Raw genomic sequence first — 20056 nt, 5'->3', positions numbered from 1 at the left:
GCCGGGGGGGAAGGAATATTTTCCCTCGGGAAAAACAACTCGCTTCGCTCAGACATCTTTTTCCTGTCGGGAAAATATTCCTTCCCCCCGTCCGTCCTCACATTGTGGCATAGGAGAGAAAAGACAAGTTAAGACAGGGCAATAAAAAAACAGGACGGCATTCTGAGCAGTAAGCAGGGTGTGGGGTGGGGTCTCAGGGCCCCACCTCAGGCGCCGGATCCGGACCACCCTCGCGAAATTCGCTGGCCGATTTGCCGGTCCATTTTCGGAACGCCCGGCTGAAGTTGGACAGGTCGGCGTAGCCGAGCTCGTAGGCAATCTCGCTGACCGACTGGTTAGTGTACCGAAGCAGCTGGATGGCCCGGTCTTTCAGCACCGACTCGAGGATTTCCCGGTAGCTGGTGTCGCGGTCGGCCAGGCGGCGCTTGAGGGTTCGGGACGACACGCAGAAGCGTTCGGCCATGGCCTCCAGCGACGGCAGCGGCCCCGGCATCATGCGCAGCATGTTGCGGATCGCCAGCACGATGTCGCCCTGCTCCTTGAGCGCCTTCTGCAACTCGAACTCGCACTGGTCCCGGGCCATGCGGGAGGCTTCGGCGTCGGCCAGGCGCATGCGCACTTTTAGCAGATCCTTCGGGAACACCATCATTTCGTCCTGCTGACCGTATTCGAACCGCACTGGCAGCTGGTGGGCGAATTGCCGGTACCAGGGCGGCTCCGGTGCGCTCAGGCAGACCGTGACGCCAGACAATTTGCCGTCTTCCAGGGCAAAGCCGTGTCTGGCGGCGTCGTCGCGGTCGAGCAGTTGTTCAGTCAGCAGGATCAGGGTGGCGCAGACGGTTTCGGCCAGGAAGGGGTAGAGTCCGGGCACTTCGAACTCGGTGCAGAGTTTGACCAGCACCTGGTCCCCGGCCTCGGACTGGCTCATGCCCAGAAACGGCACACGAAGGTGCAAATACCGACGCACGGAGTCCAGTGCATCGGCGAAAGTGGGACTGGTAAGGGCAGCGAAGCCCAGGGTGCCGTGAATGGTGAGTCGCAGTTCCCGCGCCAGCAAGAAGCTCAGGCCGTCCTTGCCGGCAAGCTCGAGTGCCCGTTGCGCCATGACAATGGCATCAGTAACGAACACCCGGCTGTCGTTGGTTTTCAGGTCCTCGGGGGTAAAATCGAGGCCCTCATACAGCGACCGGTCGTTGTAACCGAGCTGGCGAACCGTATCGGCCAGCACCCGCATGTATACACCGGGCACCAGGAACAATCCCAGCATCTGCCGCTCTCTGTCTGGTCCGCTTGCGCTCATTGCTGATCCTTGTTGTTGTGCTGGCCCTGACCCATGGACGGACTTTATCAGATGGCCCGGGCGGCTACAGTGGGGCCAGACGCACCACGTGGTCCGTCAGCTTAGCCAATCCTTCTCCGGGCGTTGTCGGGCTCCGGGCTGTCCCATTCTGATAGATCCCAGTCCTCTTTGCGCATTCCCGCCCGGCGTTGACTTCCCCACACTGGAGCCATGACATCCCCCAGAGTGAGGAGTACACACATGCTGAGTAACAAAACAGCAGAAAGCCGCAAGGCCCCGGCAACGCGGGCCTCGAACACGCCGGAGCAGGTCACCATCAAGCCCCAGCGTATGGGCTTTGAGTTCGGCGAACAGGTGCCGCAGTACTGGCTCGACAACAGTTATTTCCTGAGCCACATGATGAATGCCCTGTCGGTCCTGTTTCCGCAGGGTGAGCAGTTCTTCGTGGATTCTGTGCGCGCCTATCGCGACCAGATTTCCGACCCCAAGCTGAAGGCCGAGGTGCGCGGGTTTATTGGTCAGGAAGCCATGCATTCCCTTGAACACGTGGCCATGAACCAGCACGTGCGGGATCAGGGTATGCCGGTGGAAGAGCTGGAGAAGCACCTGGAGGTGGTGCTGGGCATTGCCAAAAAGCTGCCCAAGCGCCACCAGCTGGCCATAACCTGTGCCCTCGAACACATGACCGCGATGATGGCCGACATGCTGCTGGAGCGCAGCGACGTGCGCGAGGACATGGACGAGTCCATGCGGCCGCTGTGGGTCTGGCACGCCATCGAGGAAACCGAGCACAAGGCGGTGACCTACGATGTGTTCCAGCAGGTGGGCGGCACTTACGCAGAGCGCGCTTTTTACCAGGTGTTCAGTACTGCGGCCCTGGGCGTGATGGCCAGCTATTTCACCGGTCGCATGATGCTCAATGACCGCAAGAATTTCTCGTTGAAGGACAGCGCCAGGGGCCTGTGGCGAATGTGGGGCAGGAACGGCACGTTTTCGAGCCTGATTCCGACCTGGCTGGAATACTTCAAGCCCGGTTTTCACCCCTGGGATCACGACAACAGCGAGCTGATTGCGCGGTTCAAGGCCGAGATCCAGGCGCACATTGCGCCTCAGTACCAGAATGGCAATCGGCGAACGCTTCAGTAATAAACATTAGTAACCCTCAGGCTCCGCGGGCAGGCCCGAACAGCCTTCCGGAATACGCTGTGGATACGTCCATGTACGCTCGGCTCCGCCATCCATGGCTCCGCACGATTCCGGAAGGCCGTTCGCGCCCACCCGCTACGAGTCCGGCCTCAAACTACTGACTTACCGGAACGCACCACCACTCCCTTGCGCCACAAACGCCATTCCCCCGGCTGGTAGATATCCCACCGCTCATCGCTGGTGAGCGGTTCGGTCACGATCACGCTGACGATGTCGTTGGGGGTGGTTTCCGATTCAAAATCCACAGTGACATCCGCGTCTTTCAAACGGGCCGGGCCAAACGGGGCGCGGCGGGTGATGCTGGCCATTTTGGTGGTGCAGTAGGTGAACAGCCAGTCACCGTTGCTGAGCAGGAGGTTGAACACGCCCTGGCTGGCATAGGCCTGCGACAGGCGCACCAGGCGTTCGACGATGTCGTCGGTGCCGGTGTTGCGGTCGCAGTGGCTGCGCAGGTGATTAAGGATGTCGCAGAACAGCGCTTCGCTGTCGGTGCTGCCTACCGGTTCGTAAAAGCCCGGTTGCGGGCGGAAGCCGGACAGCTGGCCGTTGTGGGCGAAGACCCAGTAGCGGCCCCAGAGCTCGCGCATGAACGGGTGGGTGTTGGCCAGGCAGATTTCGCCGACGTTGGCCTGGCGGATGTGGCAGATGGCCACTTCGCTCTTGATCGGGTGGGTCTGGACTACTTCGGCGATGCGGGAACTGGCGCTGGCGTCGGCGTCGTGGAAGGCACGCACACCCTTGCCTTCGTAAAAGGCAACACCCCAGCCATCCTTGTGGGGGCCGGTGGCACCGCCTCGGCGAGTCAGACCGGTAAAGCTGAAGCACAGGTCGGTGGGGGTGTTGGCACTCATGGCCAGCAGTTCACACATGGTTCGGATCAGTCTTGCAGTGGCATGGCCTTACCAGAGTACCGCAATTATCCGGTCTCGCCAGCCAGAATCTCCATCTGCCGCGGATTGGATCCGGCACCGGCCACCCGGTTGCGGCCCGCCCGTTTGCCGTTGTAAAGACAGCGATCAGCCACCCGCATCAGGCTTTCGGCCTGACGGCCGTGGTCTGGCCATTGGGCAATCCCGAAGGAGGCGGTCACCCGTATTCGGGCCTCGCCATAGGCCAGTTCGTTGTTGGAAATACGCTGGCGCAGTTCGTCCATGAGTTCGAAGGCATCGGCCGGTTTCACATCGCGCAGGATCAGGCCGAACTCCTCGCCCCCAAGCCGGCCGACAAAGTCGGTCCCTCGGAGGCGCTCGGTCAGGCAGCGGCTGATATTTTTCAGTACGTAGTCGCCCGCTTCATGGCCGAGCGTGTCGTTAACCACCTTGAAGTGGTCAATGTCCATCACCACCAGCGCAAACCCGGTACCACTGCGCTCGCACTCGGCAATGGTCCGGTTCAGTGTTCCCTGGAAGTTGCTGCGGTTGGCCAGGCCGGTGAGGGCATCGGTCTGGGCCATGTCCACCAGCCGCTGCTCGGCTTCCTCGCGGCGAACTTCGTACAAATGCACGAACACCAGCATCAGGGCACCACACAGAACCATGTTGAGCAGGTCGATGAGCGCGTGAGGGGTGGCGACATCCTCGAGGTACAGGTAATAGAGAATGCCGCCGGCAATCATGAACGGCACACTGAGGATCAAACCTTCACGCTTACCCAGCAGCAGGTAGGCCAGCACCGGCATCATCAGGACCCACACGAAAGCCGCCACCGAGGCGTTTGGCAACACGATGATGACCAGGAAGAAGCTGAACAGCGTCAGCAGGTAGGCGTAGATACAGGCCTGAAGGTGGCGGGTGGTTTTCAGGCGCCAGGTGCCCACAAACAGGACGGCACTGGCCGCCAGCTCCCCCAGACCGAGCCACAGGAAGCCGTTGAGAATCTGAAGGCATGCGAAAACCACCAGTGCGGAGCCGGTGGCCACAAAAAGCAGCCGCATCAGCGAGCGGCGATGGTTATCGCGCAGACCGGAGCGACTCTGTTCCAGTGTTGCTCCAAGGTCCGCGTGGTGAGACGTTTTCATGCTGACACTTCCCTGAATCAGCCTTCGAGTATAGCCCTGAATACCTGTTTGTAAAATGTACAGGAGAGGCCAATATCCGGGCCGCTCCTGCCATGTGATTCAAGCGTTATACGTACAGATTCTTGCGGGAGAAGCGCTCCACCAGGGGCTGGTAGGCGGCGCCCAGGAGGCGATTGATGGCCTCGATGCCCCAGGCGTCCGGCCCTACAAGAATGCGGGATTCGTCCTTCAAAATGCCCTTCACGATGGTTTCCGCAGCCTTTTCCGGCGTGGTCATGGCAAGCTTGTCAAACCCCTTGCGCTGGGCCTCTGCGTTTTCAGACTTGCCCATGCGCGCGGCGTTGGCGATGTTGGTGCGGATGCCGCCCGGGTGCACGCAGCTGACCGCCACCGGCTGGTTTTCCAGTTTCATTTCCTGGCGCAGGGATTCAGTAAAGCCGCGAACCGCGAATTTCGCGGCGTTGTAGGCGCTCTGCTTGGGTACGCCAATCAGGCCGAACACACTGGATATATTCACTACGTGGCCGTCGCCGGAGGCAATCAGGTGAGGCAAAAAAGCCCGGGTGCCGTGGGCCACGCCCCAGAAGTCGATATCCATCACCCATTGGAAATCCTCATCGGTCATTTCCCGCACCGAGGCCGACAACGCCACGCCAGCATTGTTGATGATGAGATTGACCTGACCGAAGTCGCTGGCAACCTGCTCGGCATGGGCGTAGATGGCGTCGCGGTCGGCCACGTCCAGACGGTAGGTTTTTACCTCGACGCCCTTGAGGCTGCTGGCTGTCTCGGCGAGACCGGGTTCGTTCACATCGGAGAGCGCCAGGCGGCAGCCGCGCGCGGCAAGCGCCTGGGCCAGGGCCCGGCCGATACCGGAGCCGGCACCGGTCACTACAGCAACTTTGTCCTTCAGGTTCTTCATGTCACAGGCCTCTTGTTATCTGCTCTGTCAATTAAAGCAGATACTCTAACAGTTGGCTGTGAACCGGATATGGCTCTCGGGCGCGCCCGCACCGGGCGCTCCGGCCACCCACGGTCAGGACTCGCCGAGCAGATTATCAAGGGGTTGATCGTAACTCGGGGCAAACACCCGGAGAAAATAATCCACCTCAGGCAGCTCGTCTTCCTCAAGGCGGCGGCGAATCTGCGAGGCGGCCGGTCCGAACTCCTGGTTGCCGGCCCGAATCTCGGCCTGGCATTTAAGCCAAGCGGACAGGCGGTCGGCCGCCTTGATCAATTCCTTTTCCGCCGCCGGCAATCCGGATTCCCGCACATAGGGCGCAAAATCCTCCCGGAGATCCTCCGGCAACAGGGCCAGCAGTTCACCCGCCGCCTTGTGTTCAATGTCGCCGAATGCCTCCCGCATTACCCGCGAGTGGTACTTGACCGGCGTTGGCATGTCACCGGTGATCACTTCGGTAGCATCGTGATACAGGGCGGCGGCGGCAATGCGGTCAGCGTTTACCTGGCCCTCGAAATGCCGGTTACGGATCAGTGCCAGGGCGTGGGCCAGGGTGGCCACCTCCCAGGAATGGGTCGCCACGTTTTCCTCAATCGCATTGCGCATCAGACCCCACCGCTTGATCCAGCGAAGGCGGGATACGTAGGCAAAAAAATGGCTGGCAACGGCGCCCAAAGTCACTGTTCCTGTTCTGCAGAAGTTCATGATCTTTTGCTTCAGGTGCCCGAAACGCCCGTGGTATCCTGAATGCGTATTCAATTATTACACAACCGGTGAACACGGTGCCCGCTGGAAGAACTGTCCGAACGATTCTGGTTACGCTGCTTGCCTGTTTCTTGTTGGCAAACACGTCCGCCAGGGCGGAACAGACCGAGATTACGCTCGGCGTCTACCATTTCCCGCCCATTGCCAGTGTTGACGAGGGCGGAAAAGCCGAAGGTTTGCTGGGCGACCTGCTACAGGCGCTGGAAAAAACCCATTCCGGACTTTCCTTCCGGATCTTTTACACCTCACCAAAACGCCGCCACCTGGATTTTGATTCTGGCTTGTATGACGTTATCTTCTTCGAAAGCCCCCAGTGGGGCTGGTCAGACAGACCTGTCGAGGTCACCGTCCCGATCCTTGAAGACGAGGAACTGTACGTCGCCCTGAACAAGCCGGGACGAGATGCCTCCTTTTTCACGGATCTGCACAACCGGACCATTGTTGCCATTTCTGGCTACCATTATCGCCTGACCGGCTACGAGACAGACAACGCGGTGCTGGAGGAGAAATTCGACATTGAATTTTCCGACAGCCACAGTCGCAACCTGAAGCTGATCATGGCCGACCGGCCCTCGGTGGCAGAAGTGGCCATCGTGAGCCAATCCTATCTGCAGCGGCACCTGTCAGAACATCCCGACGATCGGGCCAAACTGCTGATTTCCGACGAACCCGACCAGCGCTATCAGCTCAGCATCATCGCCCGGGCCAACGCCCCTGTCACCGCCCGCGATATGCTTCAGCTACTCGCCCCGCTGGTGCAAAGCGGGCAGTATCAACGCCTCGTGGATAAATGGAACCTGGAGGCACCACCGACATTGCAGGAACACCTTGCCAGGCGGTGATCACCGGACATCCAGGGTGAATGCCACTACCACGTTTCCGTCACTGCCAAGGTCCGCGGTGCGGGCGGGGTCGAGGAGAAACAGCTGGTCTGCCGGCACGCCGTGGGTCTCCCGCAGCAGCTTGCGAATGGCAACACCCCGGGCTGACGCCAGGTTGCTCAACGCCTCCGGCGCCAGGGACCGCTCGCCGGCAAGATAAGCCTCCCGCGCCGCCTGCCAGGTTTCATCGGAAAGCGTCTTGGCACCTCCGTTGGTCAGTTCTTCGCGAAGCAACGCCAGGCCGTCGGTCTCGGGGGCCACGCTGCCACGGATATTGAGAAGCAGGTCGGGACGTTCCAGCAGCGCATCAGCCAATGCGGCAAGCTTTTCTGCCTCGCCCTCTGCCAGTCGGACACTGCCCGGTTCAAACGCCACCTTGCCAAGCTCCTCGCCACTCAGGCCCGCCAGCTCGGCGATGGAGCCCAGCATGCTGAACGGTGAGGCGGCCGCCTTGGCCAGAAGATTGACAAACGCCCGCATGACCACCTTGCCGACACTGAAATCCGGATTGGCCAGATCACCGCTGATGGGCAGGTCCACTTCGATCACCCCCTTGCGATCCCGCAGAAGGGCCAGACCGAGCTTGACCGGCGCGTTGACCGCCTGATCACTGGGTACCGCTGAGCCCAGCTCCAGTTGGTCCATCACCACGAGGTTGGAAGCGTCGATGCGGGTGCCGGCAACTTCGTAATCAAGGTTCAGGTCCAGTTGGCCACTGTCGACACCGTAGCCGAGGTAGCGGCCAAAATAAGGGGACAGCACTGGCAGGGACAGATTGTCGATCAGCAGTTTCAGATCACTGACATCCTCAGTGCCCAGGGTACCGATGGTGCCCTGGAAATCGAGGTCGGCCACGCCACCAACCCGACCGCGCATGGATACCTTACCCTGTTGCGGCGAGATGTTGCTCAACCCGGTTACGGTTCCACTCAGGGATTCGAAACGGGTCGTAAACGCTGGCTGCAGGGTGCGGTCGGTGTAGGCCAGCTCTCCGTCCTCGAGCAGCAATTCACTGATCCGGAAAATGAATTCTGGCTCTTCGCCAGACGCCTGCGAGGCCCCGTCCGCCGGCCCGCCATCGCTCTTCGGGCCGGATTTACGGGCGATGCGCTCCACGTTGTGGACGCTGTCGGCGTTGCGAACCAGGTTGAAGAAGGGTTCAACCAGGGTCACCGTGCCGATTTCCAGCCGGGCCGGGTGCACGTTGTACTCGATTGGGGCCAGACGCAGGGTTTGCCAGGCCATTAACGGCTCCGGCGTCCCGGGTAGTTTCAGATCAAGCCCGGCCACCTCGGCGGTGCCGCTGAAGGTGCCGGTGAGCGGGTCCTGCTGGCCATCCAGATCGAGATTGCCATCCACAGAGAGGGTACCACTGGTAACGGCGAGGTTGGCGCCTTCGCGAAGGTAGGGCTCGAAAGCCGCGAGCGTCACTCCCGAGCCGGCAATCGCCGCTTCCAGGGTGAAGGGCGCCGGTGTCACCTGGCCTGTCAGAGACAGTTGCCCGCCACTGGCCAGAGTGCCTTTCAGCTCGTAGGTCACCGGCTCATCCAGCTGGTGGCTGATGCGCCCGGTCGACAGCGCGAGTGACGCCAGCTCAATCTCTGCCTCGGTTTCGGGCACTCTGTCCTGCCACAGCACCCGACCATTGGCGACGGACACGCCGGCCAGAGACCACCGGAAGGGTTCACCCTCCGATGGAGTTTCTTCGGCAGTGTCGGCGCCGCCGGTATCGCCCTCTTCGGTGAACGGCGTCAGCCAGTCAATCTGCCCTTCCGGCCCCCGGGCCAGCGCAACATCCAGATCCTCCAGCGCTACCTGACCCACCCGGAACTCACGGGCATTGAGATCAAACGTTATTCCATCAACCGTGAGCGCACCGTTGCTCAGACGCGCCTCTTCGGCCTCCGGGCTCGGGGCAACGGCGAGGTCTTTGAGAGTCAGCTCGCCGTTGCTGGTTTCCAGCCGGAACACCTCCCCGGCCTGTATCGCGTAGTCAGAGCTCAGGCTCACGCTCCCGCCCCGCAAATCGTAGGGCAACCAGGGCGCCAGGAAGTGCGCGAGGGTCTGGTGATCCACCGCGGAAATCCGTACAGAGCCGGTGGAATACAGCGGAGCGACACTCAGATCGCCCTGCCATTCAATGACCTGGCTGCCCAAAGCTGCCTGCAGTGAATAATCGCTGTCCTCGCCCTCCCGTCGCCAGGTGGCCAGATCGTTGAGGGTCAGGTCGAGCGGGGTGATCCGGAATTCCGCCATTTGCGGCTGGGTGAAGTCCCGGAACAGGAGCTCGCCGCCATTGACATCAATGCCGCCGAAGTAGAGTCGAGGCGGATCCCCGGCTTCAGCCTCTGGCTGCGACTTCGCCGCATCTGCAGGCTCAGGATTGGCCCGCTGCCAGTCCCGGGCAAAATTGATGTTGTAATCCTCCAGCAGGTCGAGCCGGATGAAGGGTTCCTCAAGGGCAATCTTCTCGAAGCCTACGATTCCCCGCACCAGCTGGAAAAAATTCAGGTCGACGAGCAGGCGGTCGAAACCCAGCACCTGTTCTCCGCCACTGTCAGCAGCGGACAGCGCGCCAGCTTCGACGGTAAGGGTGAAGGGATTGGTTCGAATATCGCCAACCTCAGCCTGCCAGCCCATTCGCTGCTCAAGCTGATCCGGCAAGGTTCGTTCCAGCCACCAGGGCAGCAACAGGAAACCGGCGAAGGCATAGAGAACGAGGACGGCCAGCAATGCGACCAGCAGATTCCGGGATTTGTGACTGGGTTGACGGCTCCGGGCCACGGACATCTCCTTGTAAACAAAGGGCAACGGCGAGCTTTTCGCCCGCCGTCCTGATCACAAGTGTAGTCGGGCTGAAGAAGGCTTGTCAGCTAAACTGCTGCTGATTGGGCAACACCAGCTCTGGATCAGCTGCCATGTTGTCAAATCTTCCAATATCAGACAGGTCGCGAGGAACCATAGCCGCCTTGATCAGTTTGCGTGTAGAGTTTCCGGTCACCGGAAAGGCCGACTGACCTACCCGCCAGGCGATCGGCACGGCGTCGGTACCGATCAGTTTGTCCAGCTGCCGCAAGCGTTTGTACATGAACTTATGGCGCGCATCTTCATGATCCAGCACCACGATAAAGAAAGTGCCGGCAGCGTAGCGAGCAAGAATTGCGTCGTCAGAAAGCTGTTCCCGCAGGGATGCGCTGACCTCCGACACCACTGACTTCAGGGAAGCGTCTCCCATCTGATTGGATAATTCCCGAAAATTGGCAATATCGAGATGTATCAGCGCGAAAGGATGTTTGCGAGCGTCCTTTCTGGCCAGAATATCAAGCAATGTCTGTTCGAGACCGGAGCGGTTCGGCAAACCTGTGACCGAATCAATAAAGGCAAGTTCGGCCACTCGCTGTTCCTCCTGCTCCCGTGCCTCTTCGCGTTTGCGCTGCTGTTTGACGTCGAGGGCCGTTACACCGAGCGCCGAGGCCAACAGCGCGGTGCAGAAGATCGCAAGCGGGACGCCCATCCAGTCACCTCGCAAGAGGTTGTCGGCGGCCGGTACCGCGCCTTCCGGAAAAGTCATCGCCATCATTCCGCTGTAGTGCATTCCGCAGATGGCTGTGGCCATCACCAGAGCCGCGACGAATTGCAGGAACAGAGCCTGCTGACCTTCGGCCTTCTGCACGACCCGACAGATGGCTAGCGCGCCGGCGGACGCGCCCAAAGCGATGGCCACCGAAACGGCCAGAAAGCCGGTGTGGAATACCGGAGGTTCGGACATCTGCAGCGCGTACATACCCAGGTAATGCATGACCACAATACTGGCACCCATGGCAACCGCAGCACCGGCGAACAGGCCTGCGCCAAGACGATCTCGACCTATCATATGCAGTGCCACACCCGACGCCACAACCGCCGCCAGCCAGGATACCGCAGTCAAGCCCGCATCGAAGGCGAGGGGGACGTTGGAGGGCATGGCGCGCATGCCAACGAAGTGCATGCTCCAGATGCCTGTCCCCATCAGCAGGGCGCCGGCACCAAGCCAGCGCCAGCGAGCGTCGTCACCTGAGCGATTGAGACGTGCGCCAAAAAACAGGGCCGCGTACGCGGCCATCACCGCAACCACAAACGAGGCGGCTATCAACAATGGATCGTAGTTATTCATCGTCACTTGAACCCTTTTACTGAGAATTTTCGGAGGCCAGAAGCCCGCTCACTTCTCATGGAGCTCCTTGGGTGACGGTAAATACGTATGAAAAAGGGACAGGAGGCTTTCGATTTGTTGTGATTCTGTAAACCGGCACGACAGAAAGCTCGCTGACAGTCAGGCCTGAACCCGATATGCTTCCACCACGTAAAACCCGTGTCGTTTCCGCGCGAGTATGAGGACGGTATATGGATATCGGCGATATGCGTCGAGATTTCGAAAGCGAAGGCCTGGATCGTGAATCACTGGATGACAACCCCATCCGGCAGTTTGAGCAATGGTTCGGCGATGCCAGAGAGGCCGGGATTCTCGAGCCCAATGCCATGTCCCTGGCGACCACTGGCCACGATGGTATGCCGGATCTGAGAACCGTGCTGTTGAAGTATTTTGATGACAGCGGTTTTGTCTTCTACACCAATTACGGCAGCCGCAAGGCCAAAGAACTGGCGGAAAACCCGCGGGCAGCGCTGCTGTTTCCATGGATCGGTTTGAACCGGCAGGTGCGCATCCAGGGCACGGTGGAGAAAGTGAGCAAAACCGAGTCCCTTCGCTACTTTGCTTCACGCCCCAGGGGCAGCCAGATTGGCGCCTGGGTGTCCGAGCAGAGCCAGGTGATCAACTCTCGGGGACTGCTCGAACAGAAGGTGGCCGAAATCAAACGCAAGTTCGGTGACGGTGACGTGCCGCTGCCCAGTTTCTGGGGTGGTTACCGCGTGGTGCCTGAGCGCATCGAATTCTGGCAGGGCAGACCCAGCCGACTCCATGATCGATTCGAGTACGTTAAGGACAGTGATGGCTGGCTCATCCAACGACTTCAGCCCTGAGCACAAGCCCTCGGTCTGGCTCTGCCACCAGACGGAGGGTGTCGAGGAGCCCGAGCCGCCCTGGCTCACCGACTATGAACGTGCCACTGTCAGCAAGTTCAGCGGTCCGCGACGCCGGGAATATCTCTCGAGCCGGTGGCTGATTCGCCAGGCCATTGCCGGGGCGTCGGGCCAGAGTCCGTCCGGCTGTCGGCCCGTGGACGGGCGCCCGGTGGCTTCCGGCGAGCCCGGGGGCTGGCACCTGTCGCTCAGCCACAGCCACGGACTGTCCGCCTGCGCCACCCTGGCCGGTTCGCCCGTCGGTCTTGATCTGGAGCCCTGCCAGCGTCATCCTCAGTGGCACAAAGTGGCCCGCCGCTGGTTTTCGGCGGTGGAACAGGAGTGGCTGTTCCGGGAAGACGATGCCAACAGCTTTCTGAAGGTCTGGACATTGAAAGAAGCCTGGCTGAAAGCCACCGGCCGGGGTATCGCCGGCAACCTGCAAACCCTGGAAGTGCGCAGGAACTTCGAGATGTATGGCGATCGGCCGGAAGAGGACTGGCAGGCCTCCTGCTGCTACATTGAAGGGTTCCTGGTCACCGTTGTGTTCCGGGGTTCCCGGCCGCTCTGGCCGGACTTTTCCCTGCTGGAGCCGCCGCCTCCGGCCTTTGCTCTGGTGCAAGCAGACACCCTCGAAAGCTCCTGGGAGCCCTTGTTCCAGCGGACCATTCGCCCCAAACGCTGACCCCGTGGGAGGACTAGACATGGCAGACGCCGGCCGCTGCCCCTGGTGTGGCAACGATCCACTGTACGTGCACTACCACGATACCGTTTGGGGACGCCCCGAGTACGACAACCTGGCGCTGTTCGAAAAGCTGTGCCTCGACGGCCAGCAGGCGGGCCTGAGCTGGATCACCATTCTTCGCAAACAGGATTCCTATCGGGCGGCCTATGCCCATTTCGATCCCGAAAAGATTGCCCGGTTCGATGACGCAAAGGTGGACGAGCTGATGCAGGATCCGGGCATCATCCGCAACCGCCTGAAGGTTCACTCCGTCATCAAGAATGCACGAGCCTACCTCGCCCTGCGGGAACAAGGCATTGGTTTCAGCGAGTTCCTGTGGTCATTCGTAGACCATCAGCCGGTCCAGAACCACTGGCAGTCCCTGGAGGAAGTCCCGGTCGCCACCGACGCCTCCGAGGCCATGTCGCGGGCGCTGAAAAAGGCCGGGTTCACCTTTGTCGGGCCGGTGATTGTCTATGCCTTCATGCAGGCGACCGGCATGGTGAATGATCATCTGGTGCAATGCCCCCAACATCGGGCCTGTTATTTACTGAGTCAATGATCTCAATAGCCAAGGGGGTCGTACGTTCAGGTGAGCAATAAATCCTGGAGAACATCGTGCGTATCACTCTCGACCAGCTCCGAAGCCTTCAAAACCCGGTTATCGACCTGCTTGAGATATTGTCCCTCGAAGGTCAGCATTACATGGCCCGTCTAAGCCTGGACGGTGAGCTGTTTCTTCTTTCAGACAGACAGGGCACAACCAGTCTGTTCCGAAGTGCCTGGCAGATCCAGGACACACTGGCCTCGTTTACCGTCCGGGAAACACAGGTCGTGCACCCATCCGCCTACCATGAAATGGTGGGCATGGAACCGGCGGCGATTGAGCCCTTGCGAATCCGGGTGCAGAGGCAGAAAACGTGATTTCCGTTTCCAGACTTGCCATTCTCGTTGGCCTCGCCGGTCTTGTTCCCTTTCTTGCGGGCATCTTCGGTCTTTTCCTCGCACCCCAGCACAGCGTGGCATTACTGGGGTACTTCTACCTTTACAGCGCAGGAATTCTGGCCTTCATGGCAGGGGTCTACTGGCCCATCGCCATGCAACTGGACAACTGTTCCTATCCGTTGTCCCCGCTTATTACCATGCTGCTAAGCCAGGTGTTTTTCGTCTCTGCGGGCATCGGGCTTTTACTGCCGGTCACCGGACAGATCGTGCTGTACACAGTCGCCTATCTGGGACTGTATCTGGTGGATGCGCGCTGGATGCGAATCTACTGGCCGCAGTGGTACCTTCGTCTCCGGCTGTTGCTGACTTCGGTCGTACTGGTGTGCCAGGTGATCGCGGCGGCCTGGTTCCTGCTGTTACACGGCGCCTGACCACCGGTCAGGCGCCGAGAGCGTCCTCGGGGTTGTCATACCGGCTCTGCAACTTTCGCAGTGCCGTTTTCTCAATCTGCCTGACCCGTTCCCTGCTGATCCCCAGGTCATCGGAAATCACCTGAAGCGTCTCCGGTTCGGGTAATCCCAGGCCATAGCGGCGCGAGAGAATGTCTTTTTCCCGATCGCTCAGCTCACTCAACATCGAACTGAGGGTACGTCGGCGATCACGGTCCTTCATGGAATGGTCCGGCGCCACTGCATCGCCGGCATCCAGGCTGTCGGCGAGCGTAACTGAGCCGTCCTCCACCAGAGGCACATCCGTGGACACTTCCCGCGTGGCCAGGGCCCTGAGTTCACCAATGCGAGACGGGGTCGCTTCCATTTCCCGGGCCAGCTCCGTTTGTGAGGGGGTTCGGCCCAGGCTCTGGTGGAGTCGCAACGACACTTTCTGCATCTGGCGAATCTCATCCACCACGTTCTCCGGTGTATGCACCAGGCGGGTGCCCCGCTGCAAACAGCGCTTCACTTCCTCGCTGATCCACCAGTAGGCGTAGGTGGAAAACCGGAAGCCCTTGGTCGGGTCAAACCGCTCCACCGCCTTGATCAGGCCCACGTTCGCATCCTGGATCAGGTCCGACATGGGTATGCCGTGCTGGCCGTAGCGACGGGCAATGTGCACCGCCAGACGCAGATTGCTCTGGATCAGCTTGCGGCGACAGGCGGTGGCAAGATGAAACGCCCGGCGACATCGGGATGAAAACGCGCACGCGTCCCCCAGGCTGCCAATCACCTCCCGGAAGGTCTGCGGCGTCTCTGGCGGCAGGGCCAGTTCGTCGCTGATGATCTGGTAGCAGCGAGTGAGTTTACGGGAGAGGCGGCGTTCGGCCTCGTCCGTCAGCAGTTCATACCGGGACGCATCCCTGAAGTACAGCCCGACCAGGGAATCCCTTTCACCATCGTTGGGCGTTGTCGGAGACGGTCCCAGCCTGTCGATGTTAGGCATGGCCAAGGTACCGGTCAGAAAATGTACCAGAAGGTACGAGCGGTGGATGCCGATGGATTTACCGGCGGAGGTCCGTAAAAACGCGCAGGAAAGAGGAAAAAACGCGAAGCGGCGCCGGGGCGCCGCTTCGGTTATCGGGGTTCGGCAGGGGTGCCGATCAGGCGGCCACGATGGCGTATTCGTGATTGTGGGGCTCGATCAGGACGCCGTGCAGTGCCACGATGGCCTTCTCGTAGTTGTCCTCATCCACCACAAACTGGATGTCCACCTGGCGCATGCACTGGTGCAGGGCCAGCACGCTGATTTCTTCGTCGGCCAGGGCCTTGACCGAGCGGGCCAGGATACCCGGCACTTTCATGTCGCTGCCAATGGCTGACACCACCGCCACCTTGCGGGTGCTAATCTCGGCGTTGGGGAACTCTTCCTTCAACGCCTTGACCACACGCTTGACGTGCTTGAGCGTGCTGCCCACGTAGTGGGTGATGGTGTTGGCGTTGGTATCCTTGGACAGGAAACGCACCTTGAAGCGGGCCAGCACGTCCAGAATCCGACGATCAGACCCCGGCTCACCCTGCATGTCCTGGTCGAACACTTCCACCGCGAATACGCCCTTGGCGCCGGCGATGATCTCCACCTGGGGCTTCTCACTGACGTAATCGCCGGTGATCAGGGTACCGGTGTGCTCCGGCTCGAAGGTGTTCATGACCCGCAGCGGAATTTCGTTCTGGCGCATACCCTTGCCAGCGCGGGGGTGAATCGCCTCCATGCCGAGGTTAGCCAGCTGGTCTGCCACGTCGTAGTTGGTGCGGCCCAGCGGCACCACCTTGTCGGCCCCCACGATGTTGGGGTCGGCGGAGCTCAGGTGGTATTCCTTGTGGATGATCGCTTCCCGGGCGTTGGTGATCACTGCCACCCGGCTGAAGGTCATTTCGCTGTAGCCCCGGTCGAAGGTGCGCATCAGGCCTTCCTTGCACTGGGCGTAACCGGTCACGATCGGCAGCTCCCGGGACAGGTCCACAGCGTCGAAGGCCTGCTTGAGCTTTTCGTCCAGCGGCAGCAGCTCGTTGTCGCGCCAGCCGGTCAGGTCCACAAACCGGGCGTTGACACCCTCCTGCTGAAGCTTGAGGGCCGTATTGAAGGCGCTGTGGGCTTCGCCGATACCGGCGAGCATTTCGCGCACGGTGAGCAGGTGTTCCTCGAGCTGGAACTGGCCATAGGAGCACAGGCGCTGAAGGTCTATGAGACAGCCGCGAACACCTTCGATACGGTCGGTGATGAACTGGTCCGCCTGCTGCTTGAGCATCGGGTCCTCGAACAGCTCACCGTTGATGTCGGTCAGGAACTTGACCAGCTTGGTGAGGTCGTCGCCCCAGGCCCAATCCGATTCCGAATCGGCAAACAGGGCGTAGACACCGGGCTCTCCGGTCTTCTTGTGCTCCAGCAGTTCGTTGGTGACACCACCGTAGGCGGACACCACGAAAATGCGCTGGTACAGGTCGTCTTTCTTGCGATTCCCGATGATGATGTTATCGCGGACGGCCTCGTAGTTACTCATCGACGTACCGCCGATTTTTTCAACGGTATGTTGTTGGCTAGTCATAGGTTTGCCTTTGCTATCCTGCAGCATGAATGTCCAGCGGAGGGACAGCGGGCCTCACGAGGCCTCGCTGAGCCCCTCCTGCATGATTTCGTCGACACTTTGCGCCAGCAGGGCAGCCCCTTTCTTCAGGTCTTCCTCGCTGGTCGTCAGCGGCATCAGGCACTTGATGACTTCATCATTCGGACCACTGGTCTCGATGATCAGGCCGTGCTCGAAGGCACGCTTGGTAATCGGGCCTGTAATGTCCGCGTGGGTTGCTTCGATACCACGCATCAAACCGCGCCCTTTCATTTTGAACTGACCCGGGTACTTGTCGCAAATCGCCTGCAGGGCGTCGCCCAGCACCTTGGTCTTGGCCTTCACTTCGTTGGCGAAAGCGTCGTCTTTCCAGTAGGTTTCCACGGCGGTACGGGCGGTAATGAAGGCCATGTTGTTGCCACGGAAGGTACCGTTGTGCTCACCCGGATCCCACACATCCAGCTCCGGACGGAACAGCACCAGCGCCATGGGCAGGCCGTAGCCGCTCAGGGACTTGGACACGGTGACAATGTCCGGCTTGATCCCGGCAAACTCAAAGCTGAAGAACTCGCCAGTACGACCGTTGCCGGCCTGGATGTCGTCCAGGATCAGCAGGATATCGTGTTTCTTGCACAGCTCGGACAGGCCCTTGAGCCACTCGGCGCGACAGGCGTTCAGGCCGCCCTCGCCCTGGACCGCCTCAACGATCACGGCGGCCGGCAGCTCGAAACCGGAAGAGCCGTCGCTCAGCAGCTTGTCCATGATCTCCAGAGTGTCCACGTCCTCACCCAGGTAGCCGTCGTAGAACATGAAATCGACGTTGCCCAGCGGTGTACCCACACCACCACGGTGGTGTTTGTTGCCGGTGGTGGCCACCGCGCCCATGGTGACGCCGTGGAAGCCGTTGGTGAAGGAGATAATGCCGTTACGACCCTTTACCTTGCGGGCCAGCTTGAGTGCGGCTTCCACACAATTGGTGCCGGTGGGGCCGGTGAACTGCATTTTGTAATCCAGACCACGCGGTTCAAGGATGTACTTCTTGTACGACTCCATGAAGTCGTGCTTGGCCTTGGTGAACATGTCCAGGCCCTGGCTCACGCCGTCGGCCTCAATGTATTCCAGCAGGGCTTTCTTCAGAATGTCGTTGTTGTGGCCATAGTTCAGGGAGCCGGCCCCGGCGAGGAAATCCAGGTATTCCTTACCGTCCTCGGTGTACAGGTGCGCGTTCTTGGCACGGTTGAAAATCACCGGGAAGGCACGGCTGTACACGCGTACTTCGGATTCAGTCGACTTGAAAATTTCCATGATCTTGCCTCTTAGCATGTCAGGTTCGAGGTAGGTGCGTGGCGGCCTGTCACAGTCATACGGTGTCGGTGTCGATCAGGCCCACCGCGCGTTGATTGAAGCCGTCTGGCAGGCCTACCTCAGTAGCCTGCCGGCTGGTTCAGATAACTACTTCAGATATCAACTCGGTCACAACGCTTCGCTAACAGCGTTCGGTAAAACGCCAGCACAGCGAAAGGCGTCTCAGGCTGGCTTGGTGAAGGGCCCGATGCGGAGCAGGAATTCAGAGTCGTGCTCGCCGCCGAAGTGAGTGCCTTTCTCGAAGTGCTCGTGGTAGGTGAGCTCGGCACCCATATCACGGGCAAACGACCGGAACAGCGCCCAGGAGGCTTCGTTGTCCTCGGTGATGGTCGTTTCCATGTGGGTCACGCCCTTGCAGGCGTCACGGCCAACGATCGCTTTCAGCATGCGCTTGGCAAGGCCTTCTCCACGACCTTTCTCGTGGACGGCCACCTGCCAGACAAACACGGTATCGGGCTGTTGGGGAGGAATGTATCCGGAGATAAAGCCGACCAGGTCGCCGTCCTTCTCCGCGGCCACGCCAGTTTCGGCAAAGTGGCTGCACTGCAACAGGTTGCAGTAAATCGAGTTGGGGTCGAGCGGCGGGCATTCCGCCACCAGCTGGTGAAGCCTGAAGCCATCGTCCTTCACCGGTTTGCGAAGCGAGATGGCGGTTGTATTCGATCCTTCTGTTGTCATGGCGAGTTCAATTCGTGGCAAAAAGTTAGTGTTGAATTATATAGACCACAAAATATATTTCAAGTGAGCCGGAAATCGCGCCCACGACAGGGCGCTGGCCCCTTTTCTCAGAATAGACCGATTAACTTCATTCGCCAGTGACAATCTGGTTAATTTGTCGACGAGAAGACAATATCATCCGGCACCAGGGAGGTGCCGTGAACGAGCCGGTTACGGTAGGAAACGGCCGCCGGCGAACCCGCAGGCCAGAGCCGATCGAATTCAGGGAGCCACTGCTCGAGGCGATAATCCACTGGCATCAGCGACACATGAAGCCCTCCCTGCTCGGCACCGGCAACCGGCTCGGTGACAGGGCTGGTGATGGCAATGCGGGTGATCAGCCCTCGCGAATCAGCGCGCAGGTTGCCCATGCCGGCCGAGCCATTATTGACCACCAGGCGGGCCCGCTCATCCACGCGGCCCGTCCAGAGCACAGGCAGGCAGGTGTGGGTTGAGGCGATGACATCGGCACCGGTTGCCCGGAACCAGTCCGAGAGTCTCTCCCCGCTGCCAGAAGCAAAAGCTTCGTGAGCCAGGCCCCAGCCGGCCAGGGACTCCGGATCACCGTGCACCACCAAAACCTTTAGGCCTCCAAATATCAGGCAGCGATAGCGCGGCAACAACGACAAACGCCGCTGGATATCCGGATGCTCACAGGCCACCGCCTGCAAACGCTCCATGATCCGGTTGGAGCGCTCTACCACCCCGTGATCGACAAAATCCGGATAGGCGCAACCACAGCCGGCACCAGCGCTGGGCAGGGCCAGTTCGTGATCGACATTGCCCAGACTGACCAGATGGTCCAGCACCCGGTTGTTGATCGACCGGAACAGACTGTCACTGGCGTTGAACCAGTTGAAATCGCCGTTAAACACCAGCTTCACCCGATGTCCCCGACGCTCCTCGGCCAGCGCCATCTGCTCGATCTCATCCAGGGCCCAGGGATTACCATAGAGACCGCCGATAATATAGAGCACGTCCTCCGATACCGTCTGGGGCTCCTGGCACAGGGCCTCAGGTGAGTAACGGTACGCCAGCGGACAGCTGCGGCCCTCGGTCATG

The 20056-nt window shown here is 60.3% G+C and carries 19 protein-coding genes; 7 read left to right on the top strand and 12 right to left on the bottom strand.

Features of this window, described 5'->3' with window-relative positions; all coding sequences use genetic code 11:
* Positions 1 to 193: 193 nt before the first annotated feature.
* Positions 194 to 1300, bottom strand: coding sequence for a helix-turn-helix domain-containing protein (locus AC0J1C_RS00885; protein WP_473045177.1), 1107 nt, complete (start codon positions 1298 to 1300; stop codon positions 194 to 196).
* A 240-nt stretch (positions 1301 to 1540) separates the two neighbouring features.
* Here AC0J1C_RS00885 and AC0J1C_RS00880 point away from each other — a divergent pair, with 240 nt between their 5' ends.
* Positions 1541 to 2446 carry a metal-dependent hydrolase gene (locus AC0J1C_RS00880; RefSeq protein ID WP_473045174.1) on the top strand — a complete coding sequence of 302 codons (906 nt, stop codon included), beginning with the start codon at positions 1541 to 1543 and terminating at the stop codon, positions 2444 to 2446.
* A gap of 149 nt (positions 2447 to 2595) precedes the next feature.
* On the opposite strand, the gene AC0J1C_RS00875 is transcribed toward AC0J1C_RS00880, so the two are convergent.
* The 4 genes from AC0J1C_RS00875 to yfbR form a co-directional block, all read right to left on the bottom strand.
* Entirely contained in the window at positions 2596 to 3375 is a 780-nt protein-coding gene (locus tag AC0J1C_RS00875; RefSeq protein WP_473045172.1) for a class II glutamine amidotransferase, read from the bottom strand.
* Positions 3376 to 3422: 47 nt separating this feature from the next.
* Positions 3423 to 4523 carry a GGDEF domain-containing protein gene (locus AC0J1C_RS00870; RefSeq protein ID WP_473045170.1) on the bottom strand — a complete coding sequence of 367 codons (1101 nt, stop codon included), beginning with the start codon at positions 4521 to 4523 and terminating at the stop codon, positions 3423 to 3425.
* Between the two features lie 106 nt (positions 4524 to 4629).
* A complete protein-coding gene (locus tag AC0J1C_RS00865; protein ID WP_091989667.1) occupies positions 4630 to 5445 on the bottom strand; it encodes an SDR family NAD(P)-dependent oxidoreductase in 816 nt (271 codons plus the stop codon).
* A 114-nt stretch (positions 5446 to 5559) separates the two neighbouring features.
* On the bottom strand, positions 5560 to 6189 hold the full coding sequence (gene yfbR / locus AC0J1C_RS00860; protein WP_473045168.1) for a 5'-deoxynucleotidase: 630 nt from the start codon (positions 6187 to 6189) through the stop codon (positions 5560 to 5562).
* Between the two features lie 134 nt (positions 6190 to 6323).
* On the opposite strand from yfbR, the gene AC0J1C_RS00855 reads away from it, so the two are divergent.
* Positions 6324 to 7091: a substrate-binding periplasmic protein gene (locus AC0J1C_RS00855; RefSeq protein ID WP_473045166.1), complete on the top strand. Its 768-nt coding sequence runs from the start codon at positions 6324 to 6326 to the stop codon at positions 7089 to 7091.
* On the opposite strand, the gene AC0J1C_RS00850 is transcribed toward AC0J1C_RS00855, so the two are convergent.
* Together AC0J1C_RS00850 and AC0J1C_RS00845 are read right to left on the bottom strand one after the other, a co-directional pair.
* A complete protein-coding gene (locus AC0J1C_RS00850; protein WP_473046485.1) occupies positions 7092 to 9920 on the bottom strand; it encodes a DUF748 domain-containing protein in 2829 nt (942 codons plus the stop codon).
* Between the two features lie 79 nt (positions 9921 to 9999).
* Positions 10000 to 11283 carry an MHYT domain-containing protein gene (locus AC0J1C_RS00845; protein WP_473046484.1) on the bottom strand — a complete coding sequence of 428 codons (1284 nt, stop codon included), beginning with the start codon at positions 11281 to 11283 and terminating at the stop codon, positions 10000 to 10002.
* Between the two features lie 230 nt (positions 11284 to 11513).
* Between AC0J1C_RS00845 and pdxH the strand changes: the two genes are divergently transcribed.
* The 5 genes from pdxH to AC0J1C_RS00820 are packed head-to-tail and all read left to right on the top strand — an operon-like array spanning position 11514 to position 14288.
* A complete protein-coding gene (gene pdxH / locus AC0J1C_RS00840; RefSeq protein WP_091989654.1) occupies positions 11514 to 12149 on the top strand; it encodes a pyridoxamine 5'-phosphate oxidase in 636 nt (211 codons plus the stop codon).
* The gene (locus tag AC0J1C_RS00835; protein ID WP_473045163.1) at positions 12118 to 12873 is read left to right on the top strand and encodes a 4'-phosphopantetheinyl transferase family protein; all 756 of its coding nucleotides are present in this window, start codon (positions 12118 to 12120) and stop codon (positions 12871 to 12873) included. Before pdxH ends, AC0J1C_RS00835 begins: the two co-directional genes overlap by 32 nt.
* 19 nt (positions 12874 to 12892) lie before the next feature.
* Positions 12893 to 13474 (top strand): DNA-3-methyladenine glycosylase I, encoded by a 582-nt coding sequence (locus tag AC0J1C_RS00830; RefSeq protein WP_473045162.1) that lies wholly within the window; start codon positions 12893 to 12895, stop codon positions 13472 to 13474.
* 56 nt (positions 13475 to 13530) lie between these two features.
* A complete protein-coding gene (locus tag AC0J1C_RS00825) occupies positions 13531 to 13836 on the top strand; it encodes a DUF6482 family protein (protein WP_091989644.1) in 306 nt (101 codons plus the stop codon).
* Positions 13833 to 14288, top strand: coding sequence for a DUF3429 domain-containing protein (locus tag AC0J1C_RS00820; RefSeq protein WP_091989641.1), 456 nt, complete (start codon positions 13833 to 13835; stop codon positions 14286 to 14288). Before AC0J1C_RS00825 ends, AC0J1C_RS00820 begins: the two co-directional genes overlap by 4 nt.
* Before the next feature lie 7 nt (positions 14289 to 14295).
* On the opposite strand, the gene AC0J1C_RS00815 is transcribed toward AC0J1C_RS00820, so the two are convergent.
* The 5 genes from AC0J1C_RS00815 to AC0J1C_RS00795 all read right to left on the bottom strand — a co-directional run bounded on the left by AC0J1C_RS00815 (position 14296) and on the right by AC0J1C_RS00795 (position 20055).
* Complete coding sequence (locus AC0J1C_RS00815) at positions 14296 to 15294, bottom strand: sigma-70 family RNA polymerase sigma factor (RefSeq protein ID WP_473045158.1); 999 nt, start codon at positions 15292 to 15294, stop codon at positions 14296 to 14298.
* 157 nt (positions 15295 to 15451) lie between these two features.
* Positions 15452 to 16894 carry an aspartate kinase gene (locus tag AC0J1C_RS00810; protein ID WP_091989635.1) on the bottom strand — a complete coding sequence of 481 codons (1443 nt, stop codon included), beginning with the start codon at positions 16892 to 16894 and terminating at the stop codon, positions 15452 to 15454.
* 54 nt (positions 16895 to 16948) lie between these two features.
* The gene (gene ectB / locus AC0J1C_RS00805) at positions 16949 to 18217 is read right to left on the bottom strand and encodes a diaminobutyrate--2-oxoglutarate transaminase (protein ID WP_091989632.1); all 1269 of its coding nucleotides are present in this window, start codon (positions 18215 to 18217) and stop codon (positions 16949 to 16951) included.
* Positions 18218 to 18439: 222 nt separating this feature from the next.
* The gene (gene ectA / locus AC0J1C_RS00800) at positions 18440 to 18955 is read right to left on the bottom strand and encodes a diaminobutyrate acetyltransferase (RefSeq protein WP_473045157.1); all 516 of its coding nucleotides are present in this window, start codon (positions 18953 to 18955) and stop codon (positions 18440 to 18442) included.
* A gap of 149 nt (positions 18956 to 19104) precedes the next feature.
* A complete protein-coding gene (locus AC0J1C_RS00795) occupies positions 19105 to 20055 on the bottom strand; it encodes a metallophosphoesterase family protein (RefSeq protein ID WP_473045155.1) in 951 nt (316 codons plus the stop codon).
* Position 20056 lies beyond the last annotated feature (1 nt).

This window comes from Marinobacter sp. E2, assembly GCF_055755345.1.
Note: the sequence above shows the minus strand (reverse complement) of the source record. Positions and strands in the feature narration are given on the sequence as shown.

Excerpts from the sequence above, each read along its gene's own strand:
- AC0J1C_RS00795 (WP_473045155.1), bottom strand. The coding sequence starts at position 20,055 with ATGACCGAGGGCCGCAGCTGTCCGCTGGCGTACCGTTACTCACCTGAG.
- AC0J1C_RS00875 (WP_473045172.1), bottom strand. The coding sequence starts at position 3,375 with ATGTGTGAACTGCTGGCCATGAGTGCCAACACCCCCACCGACCTGTGC.
- AC0J1C_RS00885 (WP_473045177.1), bottom strand. The coding sequence starts at position 1,300 with ATGAGCGCAAGCGGACCAGACAGAGAGCGGCAGATGCTGGGATTGTTC.
- ectB (WP_091989632.1), bottom strand. The coding sequence starts at position 18,217 with ATGGAAATTTTCAAGTCGACTGAATCCGAAGTACGCGTGTACAGCCGT.
- AC0J1C_RS00865 (WP_091989667.1), bottom strand. The coding sequence starts at position 5,445 with ATGAAGAACCTGAAGGACAAAGTTGCTGTAGTGACCGGTGCCGGCTCC.
- AC0J1C_RS00870 (WP_473045170.1), bottom strand. The coding sequence starts at position 4,523 with ATGAAAACGTCTCACCACGCGGACCTTGGAGCAACACTGGAACAGAGT.
- AC0J1C_RS00815 (WP_473045158.1), bottom strand. The coding sequence starts at position 15,294 with ATGCCTAACATCGACAGGCTGGGACCGTCTCCGACAACGCCCAACGAT.
- AC0J1C_RS00880 (WP_473045174.1), top strand. The coding sequence starts at position 1,541 with ATGCTGAGTAACAAAACAGCAGAAAGCCGCAAGGCCCCGGCAACGCGG.
- yfbR (WP_473045168.1), bottom strand. The coding sequence starts at position 6,189 with ATGAACTTCTGCAGAACAGGAACAGTGACTTTGGGCGCCGTTGCCAGC.
- AC0J1C_RS00810 (WP_091989635.1), bottom strand. The coding sequence starts at position 16,894 with ATGACTAGCCAACAACATACCGTTGAAAAAATCGGCGGTACGTCGATG.
- AC0J1C_RS00850 (WP_473046485.1), bottom strand. The coding sequence starts at position 9,920 with ATGTCCGTGGCCCGGAGCCGTCAACCCAGTCACAAATCCCGGAATCTG.
- AC0J1C_RS00845 (WP_473046484.1), bottom strand. The coding sequence starts at position 11,283 with ATGAATAACTACGATCCATTGTTGATAGCCGCCTCGTTTGTGGTTGCG.
- AC0J1C_RS00830 (WP_473045162.1), top strand. The coding sequence starts at position 12,893 with ATGGCAGACGCCGGCCGCTGCCCCTGGTGTGGCAACGATCCACTGTAC.
- ectA (WP_473045157.1), bottom strand. The coding sequence starts at position 18,955 with ATGACAACAGAAGGATCGAATACAACCGCCATCTCGCTTCGCAAACCG.
- AC0J1C_RS00835 (WP_473045163.1), top strand. The coding sequence starts at position 12,118 with ATGGCTGGCTCATCCAACGACTTCAGCCCTGAGCACAAGCCCTCGGTC.
- pdxH (WP_091989654.1), top strand. The coding sequence starts at position 11,514 with ATGGATATCGGCGATATGCGTCGAGATTTCGAAAGCGAAGGCCTGGAT.